Genomic DNA, 17,961 nt, shown 5'->3' on the forward strand with positions numbered 1-17,961 from the left:
TGCAAGGAAAACCCCGGAGGCCGCCCGTCTGGGTTCAGGTTTTCGCGCTCTCCCGGTCATGACCGGGCTCCGGGCTCTTGGGCCAGATGAGCGACGCGACGATGGCGGCCAGGAGGATGCCGCCAATCACACCCAGCGACAGGGCGATGGGGAGGTGGATGTCAAAGTACGTAATCAACATCTTCACGCCCACGAAGGCCAGGATGCCGCTCAGCCCCAGCTTCAGGAAGTGGAACTTGTCCATCAGGCTGGCCACCACGAAGAACAGCGAGCGCAGGCCCAGAATCGCGCACACGTTGGACGTGTAGATGATGAACGCGTCCTGGCTGATGCCCAGCACCGCGGGGATGGAGTCCAGGGCGAACAGCAGGTCCGTCGCCTCCACCACCAGGAGGACGATGAACAGCGGCGTCACCTTGCGGCGGCCATCCTCGGTGAGGAAGAAGCGGCTGCCCTCGCCCAGCCGGGCCACCGGCAGCACCCGGCGCGCCAGCTTGACGATGCCCTTCTGCTCCGGGTCCATCTCCTCGTCCTTGGAGACGAGCATCTTCACCGCGGTGAAGACGAGGAAGGCGCCGAACAGGTAGATGAGCCAGTGGAAGCGCTGCACCAGCGCGGCGCCGGCGATGATGAGCACCGCGCGCATGATGAACGCGCCGATGATGCCCCAGAACAGCACCCGGTGCTGGTGCTCCGCCGCCACCCGGAAGTAGCTGAACACCATCAGGAAGACGAACAGGTTGTCGACGGAGAGCGAGTACTCCACGACATACGCCGTCAGCCACTGGAGCGCCGGGGTGCTCCCCGAGAAGTGCCAGATGCCCCCGCAGAACGCGAGGCTGATGGAAATCCACACCAGCGTCCAGATGCCCGCTTCCTTGGGCGTCACCGCGTGGTCCTTGCGGTGGAACAGACCAAGGTCCACGGCGAGCATCGCCAGGACGAAGAGGTTGAAGCCCACCCAAAGCGCGACTTGCGTATTCACGTATGAATCCTGTTTCAGAAACAGCCGGCGCACCCTAGCGGTGGCGCGTCCGGGCGTCGACACTTCCGTACAACCAGGGCCCCTCCCACCTTCAGGGGCCCGACCACCCCATCACTCCGTCGCGGGTCGGCGCAGCACCATCAGCGAGCGCCCCGCCACCTGCACCTTGCCGCCAGCGGGTGTGTGTGTGTGCTGGGACTCCGCCGCCGTCGAGGTGTCCACCACCTGCTCCCAGTCGGCGCCCCACTCCAGGGCGGGCAGGAGGAAGGAGATGGGCTCGTGGTGCGCGTTCATCAGGACGAGCACGGTGTCGCCGACAATCCGGTTGCCCTCGTCATCCGGCGTGGCGATGGCGTCGCCGCCCAGAAGGAAGGCGAGGGAGCGGACGTAGGGCTTCTCCCAGTCGTCCTTCTTCATCTCCTTGCCGTCGGGGCGGAACCACGCCAGGTCCTTCAGCTCGCTGTCCCACATGTGCGCGCCGCGGAAGAAGCGGCGCTTGCGCAACACGGGCTGCTCGCGGCGCAGGCGGGTGAGGCGGCTGGTGAACTCCAGCAGGGAGCGCTGCGTGTCGGTCAGCTCCCAGTCCACCCACGACAGGGCGTTGTCCTGGCAGTAGGCGTTGTTGTTGCCCTTCTGGGTGCGGCCCATCTCATCGCCGGCCACCAGCATGGGCACGCCCTGGGACACGAAGAGCGTGGCCAGGAAGTTGCGCTTCTGCTGCTCGCGCAGGGCGTTGACCTTCGCGTCGGTCGTCTCGCCCTCCACCCCGCAGTTCCAGGAGTGGTTGTCGTTGGCGCCGTCGCGGTTCTCCTCGCCGTTGGCCTCGTTGTGCTTGTCGTTGTACGTGACAAGGTCGTGCAGCGTGAAGCCGTCGTGCGCGGTGACGAAGTTGACGCTCGCGGTGGGCTTGCGGCCGGACAGCGCATACAGGTCCGAGCTGCCGGTGAGCCGGTAGCCAATCTCCGCCGCCTGCCGGTCGTCACCCTTCCAGTAGCGGCGGATGGTGTCGCGGTACTTGCCGTTCCACTCGCTCCACAGCACCGGGAAGTTGCCCACCTGGTAGCCGAAGTCGCCCACGTCCCAGGGCTCGGAGATGAGCTTCACCTGACTGAGCACCGGGTCCTGGTGGAGAATCTGGAAGAAGGCCGCGCGCGTGTCGTAGCCGTGCCTGTCGCGGCCCAGCGTGGTGGCCAGGTCGAAGCGGAAGCCGTCCACGTGCATCTCCTCCACCCAATAGCGGAGCGAGTCGGCGACGAGCTTCAGCGCGTACGGGTGCGTGGCGTTCCACGAGTTGCCCGTGCCCGTGACGTCCAGGTAGTAGCGCGGGTCCTTCTCCGTGAGGCGGTAGTACGCGCCGTTGTCCACGCCCTTGAAGGACAGCGTGGGGCCCAGGTGGTTGCCCTCGCAGGTGTGGTTGTAGACGACGTCGAGGATGACCTCGATGCCGGCGCGGTGAAGCGCCTTCACCATGGCCTTGAACTCGTCCACCTGGCCGCCCCGGGAGCCCGCGGCGCTGTAGCGCGAGTCCGGCGCGAAGTAGCCCAGCGTGCTGTAGCCCCAGTAGTTCGTCAGCTTCCGCTCGGCGAGGAAGGGCTCGTCGACGATGTGATGGATGGGCAGGAGCTCCACCGCGGTGACGCCCACCTTCTTCAGGTGTTCGATGACGGCCGGGTGGCCCAGCCCCGCGTAGGTGCCCCGGAGGTCCTCCGGCACGCGCGGGTGCAGCTTGGTGAAGCCCTTGACGTGCAGTTCGTAGATGACCGTCTGGTGCCAGGGCACGCGGGGATGGGTGTCGCCCCCCCAGTCGAACGAGTCCGCCAGCACCACGCCCTTGGGCACGGCCGCGGCGTCGTCCTGCTTGTCCTGGACCAGGTCCTCTTCCTTGCCGCCGGCCACGTACCCGTAGATGGCGCCGCGGTAGTCCACGCCGCCGTGGATGGCGCGGGCGTACGGGTCCACCAGCAGCTTGTGCGGGTTGAAGCGCAGGCCCTTCTTGGGCTCGAAGGGCCCGTGGACCCTGAGGCCGTAGAGCGTCCCCGGCGTCAGGTCCGGCACATAGCCGTGCCACACCTGGTGCGTGTTCTCCAGGAGCGGGAAGCGGCGCGTCTCCTTCGACGGCTCATCCGCGTCGTAGAGGCAGATCTCCACCTTCTTCGCATGCTCACTGAAGACCGCGAAGTTGACCCCATGCCCGTCGTACGTGGCGCCCAGGGGGAACGGCTTCCCTGGAAGCACCTCGGCCCTCCTCATCCAGTGCTCCTCTCCAGCAGCACCACCGGGAACCCCGACAGGAGCGGCGCGAGAGGCAGCACCACGCCACCCGACCCACGCTCGGGCCGTACCTGTCGCCCGGTGAAGACATCGCGGAACATCATGCCCGCATATGCCTCCGGAAGGTCGAGGAACGTGTTCTCATACGCACCGGCCAGCCCCTCGGAAGACTCCAGCGCGGACAGGGTGTAGCGCGGCGAGCACACCAGGATGACGGAGTCCTCCAGCTCGCGCACGAAGGCCACCGCCGCCTGGGCCCGGGGCCCGGACAGCTCCAGGGCCTTGTAGCCCCCGTTGCGGAACAACTCCGCGTGACGCTGCCGCAGCCGCAGCACGCGCGACAACAAGAAGAGCTTCGCCTGGCCGTCGTCCAGGGTCTCCACCAGTCGCGCGCACAGCCCCACCCGGTCCTCCTTCGCCCGCGCGTCCAGCGCATCCAGCAACTGAGCGCGCACGGCGAAGTCCACCGGCCGGCGGTTGTCCGGGTCCACCAGCGACAAGTCCCACAGCTCGCAGCCCTGGTAGGTGTCCACCACGCCGGGCGAGGCCAGCTTCAAGAGCAGCTGGCCCAGGGCGTTGTGCTGTCCCGCGCGCTCGATGCGGCGCTTGAAGCGGCGCACTTCCTCCAGGAAGGTGGCGCCCTTGTCCCCGTCGAAGCAGGCGTCCACGAAGCCGGCCACCGCGTCGTCGTAGGCGCCGTCCGGGTTCGTCCACGAGGTGCGGACCTTGGCCTCCTTGATGGCCTTGGCCATGTACTCGCGCACCCGGCGGTGGAAGTCCGCCATCGCCTCCGGTGACTGGGACTCGCCCATGGGCCATGCGCCCACCACCGTCTGGAGGAAGAGGTAGACGTCATTGGGGCTGGGCGCGGGTCCGGAGGGCAGCGGCTTCACGAACTTCTCGGTGAGGCGCATCCACCGCCGCGCCAGCTTGCGCCAGTCCTCGGGCACCTCCGTCACGACGTTGATGCGGGCGCGCACGTCCTCGCTGCGCTTGGTGTCGTGGGTGCTGGACGTGAGCTGGCTCGCGGGCCAGTGCTCCGCGCGCTCCTGGTTGCGCAGGTGGAAGGTGTTGGCGCGCACCCCGAAGCGCTCCGGCTCGCCGCCCACCTCGTTGAGGCTGACCAGCCGGTTGTAGATGTAGAAGACGGTGTCCTCCAGGCCCTTGGCCATGACGGGCCCCGTCACCTGCTGGAGCTTCATCGCGAAGCGGAGCATGACGGCGCGCTCGCGCTCGTCGGACTGCTCCGGGTAGCGACCCAGGATGATGTCGCGCAGGAAGTCGAAGATGGAGGCGTTGGTGGTGGCGTTGCGCTCCTTGGCGCGCTGAATCGTCCACTCCACGTACTGCACGTCGCGCGCGTCCAACCCCGGCCGCCAGCCGTCCACGTACGTGCGGTACACGGGGAACAGCGCGACGAACTCCACCAGCGCGCGCCGCAGCGAGTTGAGCGTGAAGTCGCGCGTGCGCCGGCTCATCTCGGAGATGCGGTTGAGCTCGTGGGCCAGAACGTTGATTTCACTGGCCATGGACACGCGCATGATGAGGAGCTTCTTCTGGTAGACGAGCTCCGCGAAGTCGCCCTTCTCCCCGGTGAGCCGCTCGTACGTCTCCGTCAGGTGTGTCTCCGCCGCCGGGTGCACGAAGAGGCCGCTCACCGCGTTGGCGAAGCGGTAGCCGGTGGTGCCGTGCACCGCCCACGCCTCGGGAATCCGCTCGCGACCGCCTTGTATCTTCTCCACCACCACGTACAGCGCCTTGCGCAGGGGACTGGACGGGTTCTCCGTCACCTCCGCCCGCCAGCGCTCGCGCAGCGCGGCCTCCACGCCGGGCCAGCGCGTGTCGTCCCCCGCCTGCTCCTGGAGGAACAGCGCGTGCGCGCGCTCCACGAAGTAGCGCTCCTGCAAGTCCAGGAAGTACGCGGTGGGGTCGAACAAGCCGTCCGGATGGTCGATGCGCAGCCCCGTGACGCAGCCCTCGCGCAGCCAGCGGAAGATGAGCGCGTGCGCCTCCTGGAAGACCTCCGGGTCCTCCACGCGGATGGCGGCCAGCCCGTTGATGTCGAAGAAGCGCCGGTAGTTGATCTCCTCGCCCGCCACCCGCCAGTGCGCCAGCCGGAAACTGCACGAGGACAGCACCGCGTCCAGCAGGTCGAACGAGCGCGGGTTGCCCGGCTCCCCGTTGAACACGCGGACGTTGTCCTCGATGTACAAGAGCGCCTCTTCGCTGGACGCCGCCACCGCGGCCAGGCGCCGCTTGATGACCTCCTTCTCGCGGTGCCTCTCCACGACGCGGGCGCGTTCGACCTCCGTGCGCAGCGGCAGGTGGTCTATCGCGGTGAGGATGGAGAGCAGCTCCACCATGGGCGCGGCCTCGGTGCCCAGCCGGGCCTCCAGCCGCTCCAGGCCGTGGCGGAGGATGCGGCCGTACTGCCGGGGCGCCACCGGCAGCAGGTGGTCATAGTAGTGGATGAAGAAGGCGCCCTCGCGGAAGGACAGCTTCAGCTCCCCTCGCTCCAGGACGATGCCGTACTGGTCTCCCAGAATCGGCAGCAGCACCTTGTCGTGCAGCTCGTCCTTCACCGGCGACCAGTCGATGTCGAAGTACTTGGCGTAGACGGACGAGGGGCCGTTCTCCAGCACGTCGAACCACAGGCGGTTGTCGCGCTCGATGCCCATGTGGTTGGGCACCACGTCCAGCACCTGCCCCAGTCCGTGCTCACGCAAGCTGGCGCACAGGGCCGCGTGGTCCTCCGGCGAGCCGACCTCCGGATTGAGCCGCGTATGGTCCACGCAGTCGTAGCCGTGGGTGCTGCCCGGTGTCGCCTTGAGATAGGGCGAGGCGTAGAAGTCGCTCACGCCCAGGCGGGCCAGGAACGGCACCACCTCTCGCGCCTGCTGGAAGGTGAACCCGCGGTGCAGTTGGACCCGATAAGTGGACAGCGGCGTGCGGGGACGCGGCCCCAGCTCCTGCTTCACGCGAGCGAACAGTCCCTCCGCCAGGGACTCCGCGCTCAGGGTGGCACCCGACGCCCCCGTGGGAGCGGTTCCCTCTTCTTCCAGTCCGTCGAGCAACATGGGGACCAGAGGTAGGGCTCCCGCGCGCCTGACGCCAGCGTGGGGTGTGACTTCCGCCCTCTATCCAACGCTCCAAGAGCCTGGATTGACGTGCGCACGGCACACGCGCGCGCACCAAAAAGCAGAGGGCTCGCCGAAACTTCCGGAGAGCCCTCGGGGATGCAACTGCCGGGTGGCCCCGGCGACGGTGTCAGCTCAGCTGCTTGTTCACCAGCGAGGTCATCTCGAACATGGTGACGTTCTTCTTGCCGCCGAAGATCGGCTTGAGCTTGTCGTCGGCGTTGATCTGCCGCTTGTTCTTCGCATCCTGGAGGTTGTTCTTCTTGATGTAGGCCCAGAGCTTCTTGACGACCTCGGTGCGCGGCAGCGGCTTGGCGCCGACAATCTCAGCCAGGGCGGCGGAAGGAGTCATCTCCTTCATGAACGACGCATTGGGCGCACGCTTCTTGGCAGCAGGGGCCTTCTTGGCGGCGGGAGCCTTCTTCGCAGCAGCTTTCTTGGCGGCCATTCGTCTTGAGTCTCCTCCCCTCCGAAGGGGACGTTGTGCGGCCTCGCTTGATTTTAAGCCAGTGCCGGTGGGGCGTAGGTAGCACGCCCAAGCCCGAAAAACAGCCCTCTCCTGCGTTTTTCCCTCTAGAAACGCCCTACGCAACGCGTTTCATGCCCGAGAAACCGGCTCCGCAACACGGTTCTCGCTCGGACGCCCCCCTCTCGCGGCGCATCCCGCCCCGAGAATCCGGCCCCAGCGCCACTTTTCCCTCGGGAAGAGCCTCGCGGGACGACTCCGGAGGCCGACCATCCGGCCTCGCGCGGGGTCCTCCCTCGCGGGTTCGCACCAGGGGACGTGGGATTCCTCTTGCGGACGAGGTGTACTTTTTCGGATGAAACGACCCATGCGAGCCCTCATCACCGGAGCCGGTGGCTTCCTTGGAATCTGGTTGGCCCGTGCCCTGGCGGCACGCGGCGACACCGTGACGTGCCTCTTGCGCCCTCGGGGAGACGCCTCGGGACTGGCCGGCATCTCCTATAAGCGCGTGGAGGGAGACGTGACGGACGCGGCCTCGCTGCGCCCCGCCGTGGAGGGACAGGACGTCGTCTTCCACCTCGCCGGAGTTCGCCGCGGCGCGACACGCGAGGACTTCATGCGCGTCAACGCGGAGGGCACGCGCCTGTTGTGCGACGCCATGGTGGCCGCGGGTCACCGTCCGCGAATGGTCCTGGTCGGCTCGCTGGCGGCCATGGGGCCCTCCTCCCCCACCCGCCCGCACGTCGAGGAGGACGCCTTCCAGCCGCACGAGTGGTACGGCGAGAGCAAGGCGGAGGCGGAGCGCATCGCCTTCTCCTATGGAGACCGGCTGCCGGTGACGGTGTCCCGCCCGCCGCGCATCCTCGGCCCCGGTGACCACGAGAACCTCACCTTCTTCAAGCTGGTGAAGAAGGGCATCCGCCTGGAGCTGGTGGGCGGCCCCCGGCCCCTCACCATGGTGGACGTGGAGGACGTGGTGGACGCGCTGATTCTCCAGGCCGAGCACCCCAACGCCGTGGGCCATGCCTTCTTCTGCGCGGGCCCGGGCGCTCCTCTTTCCCTGGAAGCCGTGCAGGACCTGGGAGCGAAGGCACTGGGGCTTCAACCCCGCACGGTGCGCGTGAGTCCCTGGGTGCTGAGCACCCTCGCCTCGGCGGCGGACGGCGTGTCGCGGGTGACGGGCAAGATGCTCCCCCTGAATCGGAAGCTGGCCCGACAGCTCCTCGCGCCCGCCTGGACCTGCTCCAGCGCGAAGGCCGAGCGCCTCCTGGGGTTTCACCCTCGGAGGGATTTGGAGGACTCCATCCGCCGCAGCGCCGAGTGGTACCGCGAGCAAGGCTGGCTCTAGCCATGCTAGCAGGGGTGGGGGAGCCTTCCCCCGTCCCAGCGTCGTTGACCTCACCCCCCTTGGAGTGTCAGGAAGCCCGCTGCCACATGCCCTCGAAAGCCGCCTTTTTCGATGTCGACGGGACGCTCGTGAAGACGAACGTCGTCCACGTCTACGCGTACTACGCGATGAACCGGGGCTCCGTGCTGGGCATCGCGGGACGGACCTTGAGCACCGCCCTCAGCGTGCCCCTCTTCGGTGCCATGGACACGCTGGACCGCAAGACGTTCAACGAGTTCTTCTACCGTTATTACGCGGGGTTGACCGAGGACCGCCTCGTCACCATCGCCGAGGACATGTTCGAGGACGTGCTGCAGCCCGCGCTCTTCGAGCAGTCCCAGGACCTCATCGACCAGGCCCGCCGCAGCGGGTGCAAGGTCGTGCTGGTGACGGGGGCGCTGGACTTCACCATGCGTCCGCTCGCCCGGCACCTGGGCGCCGATGACCTGATCGCCAACAAGATGCAGTTCGTGGGCGGCAAGGCCACCGGCAAGGTGATTCCGCCCATCATCGAAGGCGCGAACAAGGCCAACTCCATCCGTGCCTATTGCGCCAAGGAGGGCCTGACGCTGGACAAGTGCCACGGCTACTCCGACAGCGCCTCCGACTACGCCATGCTCGCGGTGGTGGGTCGTCCCACCGCGGTGAACCCGGACCTGCGGCTGCGCTCCATCGCGCGCGCCTACAACTGGCCCATCCTCGACCTCAAGTAGTCCCCTTGCCCGCCATGCGCCCGTTCAAGACGCTCCAGAAGCTGTACGACGAGGAAAGCCAGGTCGTCATCACCGAGAAGGGCAGCCCTCCGCGCGCCCTCTTCTACGGTGAGGGCTTCCTCCAGGAAGACCTGCCCGTGGGTACCCGGGTCATCTTCCCCCGCCCCCCCATGGCCGGCGTGCCCAACGTCAAGGCCGCCATCCGCTGGGCCATCAACCACCCGGACGGGATGGACCCGCTGCACGCGCTGCTCAAGCCGGGCATGCGACTGACGTGCGTCATCGACGACATCAGCGTGCCCCTGCCGCCCATGGTGACGCCGGACGTGCGCCAGTCCATCCTGGAGGTGGTGCTGGAGCTGGCCGCCGACAGCGGCGTGGATGACGTGCACCTGGTCATCGCCAACGCGCTGCACCGTCGCATGACGGAAGCGGAGATGAAGCGGATGGTGGGCGAGAAGATCTACGACGCCTACTACCCGGACCGCTACTACAACCACGACGCGGAAGACCCGGATGGCATCGTCGCGCTGGAGCGCACGTCCCACGGCGAGGAAGTCTCCGTCAACCGCCGCGTCGCGGAGAGCGACCTCATCGTCTATGTGAATGTGAACTTCGTGCCCATGAATGGCGGGCACAAGTCCATGGGCACCGGCGTGTCCAACTACGCGTCGCTGCGCCACCACCACAATCCGAAGACCATCCGCGAGTCGGACAGCTACATGGAGCCGAAGGCGAGCGCGCTGTACCGCAGCAACGAGCGCATCGGCCGCAACATCGACAAGCACCTGAAGGTCTTCCACATCGAGACCACGCTGAACAACCGCATGTTCGGCGCGCCCACGGACTTCCTCGCCAAGCGCGAGGAGGACTACACCGAGGGCGACCGGCTGAAGTTCCAGGCCATGCGCTACGCGTTGTCCAAGCTGCCGCGCGCGGCGGCGCGCAAGATTCTCAACGCCGTCCCCGCGCCCTACGACGTCACGGGCGTGTACGCCGGGGCCACCGAGCCCGCGCACGCCAAGACGCTGGAGACCAGCTGGAAGCAGTACGTGGTGCCGGTGGAGGGGCAGAGCGACATCGTCATCTTCCCCATCCCCTTCGTGTCTCCGTACAGCGTCAACTCCATCCTCAACCCGCTGCTCGTGCAGGTGATGGGGCTGGGCTACTTCTTCAACCTGAACCGCGGCGTGCCGCTGGTGAAGAAGGGCGGCGTGCTCATCCTGCTGCACCCGGCCTACGACGAGTTCGACCCGGAGCACCACCCCAGCTACATCGAGTTCTTCCACCGGCTGCTTCCCGAAACGCGTGACTCCATGAAGCTGGAGCACAAGTACGAGAAGGAGTTCGCGGAGAACCCCAGCTACGTGCACCTGTACCGCAAGAACAACGCGTACCACGGCGTTCACCCCTTCTACATGTGGTACTGGGGCGAGAACGGTCGTCAGCACGTGGGCAAGGTCATCGTCGCGGGCGCGGAGAACAACCACGTCCCCGCGCTGCTCGGGTGGGACCGCACCGACACGCTCACCGAGGCCATCGAGGAAGCGCGCGGCTTCATGGGCCGCTCGGCCACCATCAGCCTGTTGCGCATTGCCCCCACGGTGATGGTGGACGTGAAGTGAGGCCGGACATGTCACCGCAACCCGAGCTGAACGTCTCCCAGGTCTTCACCGGCAAGCGCCTCTTGTTCGCGGGCGCCACGGGCTTCGTGGGCAAGGTGACGCTGTCCATGCTGCTGCACCGCTACGGGCAGGAGCTGGAGCGGGTGTACGTGCTCGTCCGCAAGGGCAGCGCGGCCTCCGCCGAGCGTCGCTTCTTCGACAAGGTCGCCACCAGCGAGCCCTTCCAGCCCCTGCGCGACACGTATGGGGAAGAAGGCGCGCTCGAGTTCCTGCGCAAGAAGTGCCACGTCCTCGACGGCGACATCACCGACCCGTGGGTGGGCCTGGAAGAAGCCCAGGTGGCGGAGCTGACGGGCAAGGTGCACGCCTTCGTCAACTGCGCGGGCCTGGTGTCCTTCAACCCGTCGCTGGAAGTGGGCCTCAACGTCAACACCCACGGCGTGAAGTACGCGGTGGAGCTGGCGCTGCGCTGGGCGGTGCCCCTCATCCACATGTCCACGTCCTTCGTCGCGGGCAACCGCAGCGGGCTCGTGTTCGAGGACGAGGAGGTCCGAGGCTACTTCCCGAAGAAGGAGGAGCTGGACGGGCGCGACTTCAGCCTGGAGCAGGAGCTGAAGGACGCGGAGCGCATCGTGGCGCGGCTGCGCGAGCAGGCCGATGACCGGGCGCTGACGTCCACCTTCCGCAAGAAGGCGTTGGACCGGCTGGCCGAGGAAGGCCGCGACGTCAACGACGAGAAGACGCTGCGGCTGGCGGTCGGCCGTGAGCGCAAGCTGTGGCTGAGCGGCGAATTGGTGCGCGCGGGCATGGAGCGCGCGGCGCACTGGGGCTGGCCCAACACGTACACGTACACGAAGTCCCTGGGCGAGCAGGTCATCGCCGGCACGCCGGGGCTGCGCTACGCGATTGTGCGGCCCTCGATTGTGGAGAGCGCGCGGCACTTCCCGTTCCCGGGTTGGAACGAGGGCTTCACCACGTCCGCCCCGCTGGCGTTCGCCGGCATCAAGGGCCCGGGTGGCATCCCCGCGGGCGAGAACACCATCCTGGACATCATCCCGGTGGACCAGGTGGCGGGCGCGACGATTGGCATCACCGCGCAGTCCATCGACGTGGAGGAGCGGCGCGTCTACCAGCTCGCTTCCGGCGACGTGAATCCGTTCTACGCCAGCCGCTCCGTGGAGCTGGTGGGCCTGTACCGGCGGCGCTACTACCGGAACAAGGAGTCGGGCAACAAGGTGCTCAACTCGCTGCGCTCGCGGCTGGAGCCGCAGCCGGTCAGCAAGCTCGAGTTCGAGTGGATGAGCGCGCCCATGCTCGTCCGGGGCGCCAAGTTCCTGAGGAAGGCCATCGACGAGGTGCGGCCCGCGTGGGGCGCGCCCGCCGTGCAGGCGATGCTGGACAAGGCCAAGGTCTCGCTCGAGGAAGTGGAGACAAGCAACGCGGGCCTCATCGCGATGACGGACCTGTTCCTCCCCTTCCTCTACGAGAACCGGTACGTCTTCCGCTGTGACAACACGCGCTCGGTCTACACGCGCATGGTGCACTCGGACCGGCTGAAGATTCCGTGGGACCCGGAGCACATCGACTGGCGCGCGTACTTCATGGAGACGCACCTGCCGGGCCTGGAGAAGTGGGTGTTCCCCGGCCTGGAGGAGGAGCGCGAGAAGCGCACCGTCATCCCCGCGCACCGCGACTTGCTGGAGCTGTTCGAGGCGACGGTGCATGCGTACCGGCACCGGGTGGCCTTCCGGATGGTGGCGGGCGAGAAGGAGGAGCGCTTCACCTTCGGCGAGGTGCACCGCTACGCGGCGCGCGTGGGCAGCTTCCTGGTGCGCTCGGGCGTGAAGCCTGGAGACCGGGTGCTGCTGGTGTCGGAGAACCGGCCCGAGTGGGGCACGTGTTTCTTCGGCATCCTGCGCGCGGGCGCGACAATGGTGCCGGTGGACCCGGGGCTGAGCGAGGCGGAGGTCATCAACATCGCGAAGCGGGCGGAGGCGAAGGTCTGCCTGATGTCCGAGGACGCGACGCGGGACTTCTCCGGCCTGCTCGGCGCGCTGGGTGACAACGTCATCATCGCCAGCCTCGCGGAGGCGATGACGGGCGACCCGGCGTACCCGGAGGACCGCATCGGGCCGGTGCGCAAGTCCGCGTCGGCGGATGACCTGGCGAGCCTCATCTTCACGTCGGGCACGACGGGCACGCCCAAGGGCGTGATGCTCACCCACCGCAACTTCTCCTCGCTGGTGGCGAAGCTGGCCGGCGTGTTCAACGTGGGCGTGGGCGACGGCGTGTTGTCCGTGCTGCCCCTGCACCACACGTTCGAGTTCTCCGCGGGTTTCCTCACCCCGTTCTCACGGGGCGCTGAAATCACGTACATCGACGAGCTGACGTCGGACCGGCTGGGCGAGGTCTTCGAGACGGGCCGCATCACCGCGATGATTGGCGTGCCGGCGCTGTGGCAGCTGCTGCACCGGAAGATGACGCAGGAGTTCGCCAGCCGTCCGCCGCTGGTGGAGCAGGCCATCAAGGCGATGATGGCCACGCACGGCGAGCTGCGAAACCGCGCCAACGTCAACCTGGGCAAGCTGCTGTTCTGGCCCGTGCACCGCAAGTTCGGCGGGCGCATCAAGGTGCTGGTGTCCGGTGGCTCGGCGCTGCCCGAGGAAGTGCACAAGGCCTTCCACGAGCTGGGCTTCAACATCACGGAGGGCTACGGCCTGACGGAGGCCGCGCCGGTGCTCGCCGTCGCGTCGCCTGGCAACAAGCGCACGCCCGGCTCGGTGGGCAAGCCGCTCACGGGCATCGAAGTGCGCATCCTCCATCCGGACAACGACGGCATTGGCGAGGTGCTGGCCAAGGGCCCCAACGTCATGGCGGGCTACTTCGGAGACCGCGAGGCGACGGAGGCGGTGCTGAAGGAAGGCTGGCTGCACACCGGCGACCTGGGCCGCGTGGACGCGGAGGGTCGGCTGTACCTGGTGGGTCGAGCCAAGGACGTCATCATCGACCACAACGGGAAGAACATCTACCCGGACGAGTTGGAGGAGCTTTACCAGGAGCACCCGCACGTCAAGGAGCTGTCCATCGTCGGGCTGCCGGACGACGCGGGTGGCGAGAAGGTGGCGTGTCTGTGCGTGCCGGACTACGGCGACCGCCCCCGCGAGGAGGTGCGCCGCGACCTGGAGGAGCACTTCCGCAAGGTGGGCGCGGGCATGCCCTTCTACCGGCGCATGAAGGTGCTGCGCTTCTGGGACGGCGAGCTGCCGCGCACCTCCACGCGCAAGGTGAAGCGCAAGCAGGTGGTGGAGGAGCTGCAGCGGCTGGAGCGCGTGGCGGCCAGCGCCACCAAGGCGCGCGAGAAGGTCGCCGCCACGGTGGCGGGCACCGGCGGCGCGTCCGAGTGGCTCTACCCGCTCATCGCCGAGGTCTGTCACAAGCCGCTCACGGACGTGCGTCCGGAGACGCACCTCACGGGGGATTTGGGCTTCGACTCGCTGATGCTCACGGAGCTGTCCTCCGCGCTGGAAGGCGCGGGTGTGCCGCTGCCGGCGATTGAGGATTTGACGCAGGTGCAGACGGTGGAGGACCTGCGCAAGGTGGTGGTGGCGTCGGGTCGCAGGCCGTCCGCGGAGACCCGGGCGAAGGAGATCTCCAAGGAGAACGCGAAGGCGGAAGAGGTGGAGATTCCGGTGCCGGACGTCGTCGCGGACGTGGGCCGGCAGCTGCTGTCCTTCGGGCAGAAGGTCCTCTACGGCGGCGTCTTCGACGTGAAGGTGACGGGCCGTCCCTTCATCCCGATGAACCGCAACTTCCTGGTCATCGCCAACCACGCCAGCCACCTGGACGCGGGGCTGGTGCGCGTGGTGCTGGCGGAGCAGGGAGACCGGCTCGTCTCGCTGGCCGCGCGCGACTACTTCTTCGACACGCCGCTCAAGCGCGCGTGGTTCGAGAACTTCACCAACCTGGTCCCCATCGAACGGCACGGCTCGCTGCGCCAGTCGCTGCGTCAGGCGGGCGAGGCGCTGCGTCAGGGCTTCAACGTCCTCATCTTCCCGGAGGGCACCCGCTCGCCCACCGGAGAGCTGCAGGAGTTCAAGTCCACGCTGGGCTATCTGGCGTTGACGTACCGGGTGGACGTGCTGCCGCTCTACATCCACGGCGCCTTCGACGCGCTGCCCAAGGGGAGCGTCTTCCCCAAGTCCAAGGACCTCAAGGTGAGCATCGGCCCCGCGCTGGGACACGAGGCGCTGCGTGCTCGCACGCAGGGCATGGCGCGCTCGGAGAGCTACCGCTACGCCACCCGCATCGCCGAGGACGCGGTGCGCGAGCTGCGTGACGGACGCGTCCTCAACCTGGGCGGACCGCCCTCGACGGACGTGGACGTCCTGCCCGCGCTCCCCTCGGGAGGGAAGAACTCGTGAAGCTGCTCGTCACTGGAGGCACGGGATTCCTGGGCACGCATCTGGTGCCCAAGCTGGTGGCGGCGGGCCACACGGTGCGCCTCATCGGGCGCTCGCGTCCGACGGGGCCGGCGTATGCGGGCACGGAGTACGTCGCGGGTGACTTGAAGGACCGGGACGCGGTGCGCCGCGCGCTGGACGGCGTGGAGGGCGTCTATCACCTCGCCGGGCTCGTCTCCTTCCAGCCGAAGGACGCTCGGAAGATGTTCGAGCTGCACGTGGACAGCACGCGAGAGCTCTTGCGCGACGTGCGCGAGGCGGGCGTGAAGCGCGTCGTCCTCGCGTCCACGTCCGGCACCACGGCGGTCTCGAAGGAAGAGGCGGTCTTCGACGAGTCCGCTGACTATCCGATTACCGTGGTAGCGCGGTGGCCGTACTACATCTCCAAAATCTACGAGGAGAAGCTGGCGCTGGAGTACTGCCGCAAGCACGCCATTCCGCTCGTGGTGCTCAACCCCAGCCTGTTGATGGGGCCGGGGGATGACCGGCTGTCGTCGACGTGGACGGTGGTGAAGTTCCTCAACCGGGAGATTCCGGCGATGCCGGGTGGCGGCATCTCCTTCGTGGACGTGCGCGACGCCGCGGAGGCGTTCCACCAGGCGCTCACCCGGGGCGAGCTGTACAGCCGCCACCTGATGGGCGTGAACATGACGACCCGGGAGTTCTTCCAGCGGCTGGAGCGCCTCACCGGCGTGCCCGCGCCCCGGCTGCGGCTGCCCGCGCAGATGAACATCCTGGGCGGCCAGTTGCTGGAGCGCTGGGCGAAGCTGCGCGGCACGCCCGCGCCGTTGGATCCGCAGGAAGTGGAGATTGGCGAGCACTACTTCTGGCTGGACGCCGGCAAGGCGGAGGCCGAGCTGGGCTTCCGCGCGCGCGACGTGCAGGAGACGCTGGTCGACACCGTGAAGCACATCTACGGGAAGCTGCCGCCCGGGAGCCTGCCCGGCACCAAGGGCCGGCTCGGCGACCTGCGCGAAGGCACCTGAGCGTTTCGTGCACGGTGAGGAGCGCCGCCCCACACGAAGGGCGGCGCTTCACCCATCTCCGGTGTGGTGCCCCGGACGGACGTTCCGCAACGTCACGGCCGCGAGCACCGAGAGCGCGAGGAAGACCCCCGCGCCAATCGCCGCGGCGGTGTTGAGTCCCACGGTGAAGGACTCCCGCGCGGCCCCCAGCAGGGAAGCCTGGAGCAACGGTGGGAGCGAGGGCACCACGGCCGCCGTGCCGATGAGGCTCTCTCGGACTCGGTCGGCGACCTCCATCGGGATGTCGGGCATCACCACCGTGTCCATCCGCTTCCGGTAGATGAAGGTGCCCAGGCTGCCCATCAGCGCGACGCCCAGGGCGAAGCCCAGCTCATTGGCGGTCTCCGAGGCCGAGGCCGCGGAGCCTGCCTTCTCCGGGGGCGCCGAGCCCACCACCAGGTCCGTGCCCAGGACGGCCATGGGCGCGAAGCCGATGGCCGCCACGACGGTGCCGACCACCAGCAACAGGCCTCCACCCACGCTGTCCGCCTGGGTCATCACCGCATAGCCCAGGCTCGACAACATCAGCCCCGCGGCCATGATGAAGCCCGGGCGCATCCGCCGGATGATGAAGGGCCCCAAGAGCGAGCTCGCCATCATCCCCACCATCTGCGGCACCATCCGCAGCCCGGCGTCCAGGGGCGACAGCCCCGCCACCAACTGGAAGTACATGGGGACGAGCAAGGCCATCCCGCCCGAGCAGATGGCCATGAACAGCATGATGACCAGCGTCGCGCTGAACGCACGGTTCGCGAACAGCCGGGGGTCCAACAGGGGATGGGCCAGCCGCCCCTGACGCCGGACGAACACCACGCCCAGGGCGAGTCCTCCCAGCAGCACCGCGGCGGGCAGCGGATGCCAGCCATATCGGGCCAGCTGCTTGAGGCCATAGACGGTGGGGAGAATCGCGGCCAGCGACAACACCACGCTGGTCAGCTCCACGCGGCCTCCCGCGGGGTCCTTGTACTCGGGGAGCAACAGCGGCGCCGCCACCAGCAACACCCCCATCACCGGGACGCCCATCAGGAACGCGGCGCCCCACCAGAAGTGTTGCAACAGCAGCCCGCCGAGCAGCGGCGCGACGACCATGCCCAGGAGGAAGCAGTTGAGCCACACGGCGATGGCCAGCGAGCGCTGCCGTGGCACCTGGAACATGTTGCTGATGAGCGCCAGCGTGGAGGGCATCAGCGTCGCGCCAGCCATGCCCAGCGCGGCACGCGAGGCGATGAGCATCTCCGGGGTGCGGGAGTACGCCGCCGCCACCGACGCGAGACAGAAGGCCGAGGCTCCTATCAGCAGCAGCTTGCGCCGGCCGATGCGGTCCCCCAGCGTGCCCATCGTCACGAGCAGGCCGGAGAGCATGAAGCCGTAGATGTCCATGATCCACAGCTGCTGCACGCTGCTCGCCCCCAGCTCCGCGCTCAGGTGCGGCAACGCCAGATAGAGCACGCTGACATCCACGGAGATGAGCAGCGTGGGGAGCGCGAGCACCACCAGGCCAATCCACTCCTTGCGTCCCGCCAGGGGAGGCGCTCCGCCCACCGCATCCTGGGACTTCATCATCACGTCACCCTCTCCCACTTTCAGTGCTTCCATCCAGGGGACTCACGCTTCCCTATCGTCGATTCCAACGCGTGGAGCCCAGACGCCATGAACGTGCGTCCATGACACCAGGGTGGCCTGCCAGGCACAGGGGGCTGTCTGCCTGGAGCGTCGTCGCCGCGCACAAGGCGCACGCCTGCGTGACGCACCGGCCACTGCACGTCACGTCCACTGGAGTGCCGTCTCGACCTCAGCGCTCTCTAGCGCGCCTGACACCTGGACGGGCCCGAGCACACCGTGACGGCGAACCAGGGCACACTCCAAGCCTCGCGCAGCGGCCGGGGCTCCGA

10 protein-coding genes are annotated in these 17,961 nt (G+C 67.9%); 5 read left to right on the top strand and 5 right to left on the bottom strand.

Annotation, left to right across the window (positions count from 1 at the left end; translation table 11 throughout):
• Positions 1 to 34 precede the first annotated feature (34 nt).
• The 4 genes from HUA74_RS24835 to HUA74_RS24850 all read right to left on the bottom strand — a co-directional run bounded on the left by HUA74_RS24835 (position 35) and on the right by HUA74_RS24850 (position 6,841).
• Entirely contained in the window at positions 35 to 985 is a 951-nt protein-coding gene (locus tag HUA74_RS24835) for a TerC family protein (protein ID WP_141642281.1), read from the bottom strand.
• A gap of 111 nt (positions 986 to 1,096) precedes the next feature.
• The gene (glgX, locus tag HUA74_RS24840) at positions 1,097 to 3,235 is read right to left on the bottom strand and encodes a glycogen debranching protein GlgX (protein ID WP_174456532.1); all 2,139 of its coding nucleotides are present in this window, start codon (positions 3,233 to 3,235) and stop codon (positions 1,097 to 1,099) included.
• Positions 3,232 to 6,333 (bottom strand): malto-oligosyltrehalose synthase, encoded by a 3,102-nt coding sequence (treY, locus tag HUA74_RS24845; RefSeq protein WP_174456533.1) that lies wholly within the window; start codon positions 6,331 to 6,333, stop codon positions 3,232 to 3,234. The genes glgX and treY overlap by 4 nt, the downstream gene beginning before the upstream one ends.
• 190 nt (positions 6,334 to 6,523) lie before the next feature.
• Entirely contained in the window at positions 6,524 to 6,841 is a 318-nt protein-coding gene (locus tag HUA74_RS24850) for an SWIB/MDM2 domain-containing protein (RefSeq protein ID WP_141642278.1), read from the bottom strand.
• Between the two features lie 385 nt (positions 6,842 to 7,226).
• Here HUA74_RS24850 and HUA74_RS24855 point away from each other — a divergent pair, with 385 nt between their 5' ends.
• The 5 genes from HUA74_RS24855 to HUA74_RS24875 all read left to right on the top strand — a co-directional run bounded on the left by HUA74_RS24855 (position 7,227) and on the right by HUA74_RS24875 (position 16,030).
• Positions 7,227 to 8,207: an NAD(P)-dependent oxidoreductase gene (locus tag HUA74_RS24855; RefSeq protein WP_174456534.1), complete on the top strand. Its 981-nt coding sequence runs from the start codon at positions 7,227 to 7,229 to the stop codon at positions 8,205 to 8,207.
• Between the two features lie 86 nt (positions 8,208 to 8,293).
• Positions 8,294 to 8,959 (top strand): HAD family phosphatase, encoded by a 666-nt coding sequence (locus HUA74_RS24860; RefSeq protein ID WP_141642277.1) that lies wholly within the window; start codon positions 8,294 to 8,296, stop codon positions 8,957 to 8,959.
• Positions 8,960 to 8,973: 14 nt separating this feature from the next.
• Positions 8,974 to 10,584 (top strand): lactate racemase domain-containing protein, encoded by a 1,611-nt coding sequence (locus tag HUA74_RS24865; RefSeq protein ID WP_174456535.1) that lies wholly within the window; start codon positions 8,974 to 8,976, stop codon positions 10,582 to 10,584.
• 8 nt (positions 10,585 to 10,592) lie between these two features.
• Entirely contained in the window at positions 10,593 to 15,005 is a 4,413-nt protein-coding gene (locus tag HUA74_RS24870; RefSeq protein ID WP_174456536.1) for an AMP-binding protein, read from the top strand.
• The gene (locus HUA74_RS24875) at positions 15,002 to 16,030 is read left to right on the top strand and encodes an NAD-dependent epimerase/dehydratase family protein (protein WP_174456537.1); all 1,029 of its coding nucleotides are present in this window, start codon (positions 15,002 to 15,004) and stop codon (positions 16,028 to 16,030) included. Before HUA74_RS24870 ends, HUA74_RS24875 begins: the two co-directional genes overlap by 4 nt.
• A gap of 48 nt (positions 16,031 to 16,078) precedes the next feature.
• Here the strand turns inward: HUA74_RS24875 and HUA74_RS24880 are convergent, their stop codons facing one another.
• Positions 16,079 to 17,665, bottom strand: a complete 1,587-nt coding sequence (locus HUA74_RS24880) for an MFS transporter (protein WP_217440421.1) — start codon at positions 17,663 to 17,665, stop codon at positions 16,079 to 16,081.
• Between the last annotated feature and the right edge of the window lie 296 nt (positions 17,666 to 17,961).

The sequence above is a fragment of the Myxococcus sp. CA051A genome (assembly GCF_013336705.1).
Lineage (GTDB): Bacteria > Myxococcota > Myxococcia > Myxococcales > Myxococcaceae > Myxococcus > Myxococcus llanfairpwllgwyngyllgogerychwyrndrobwllllantysiliogogogochensis.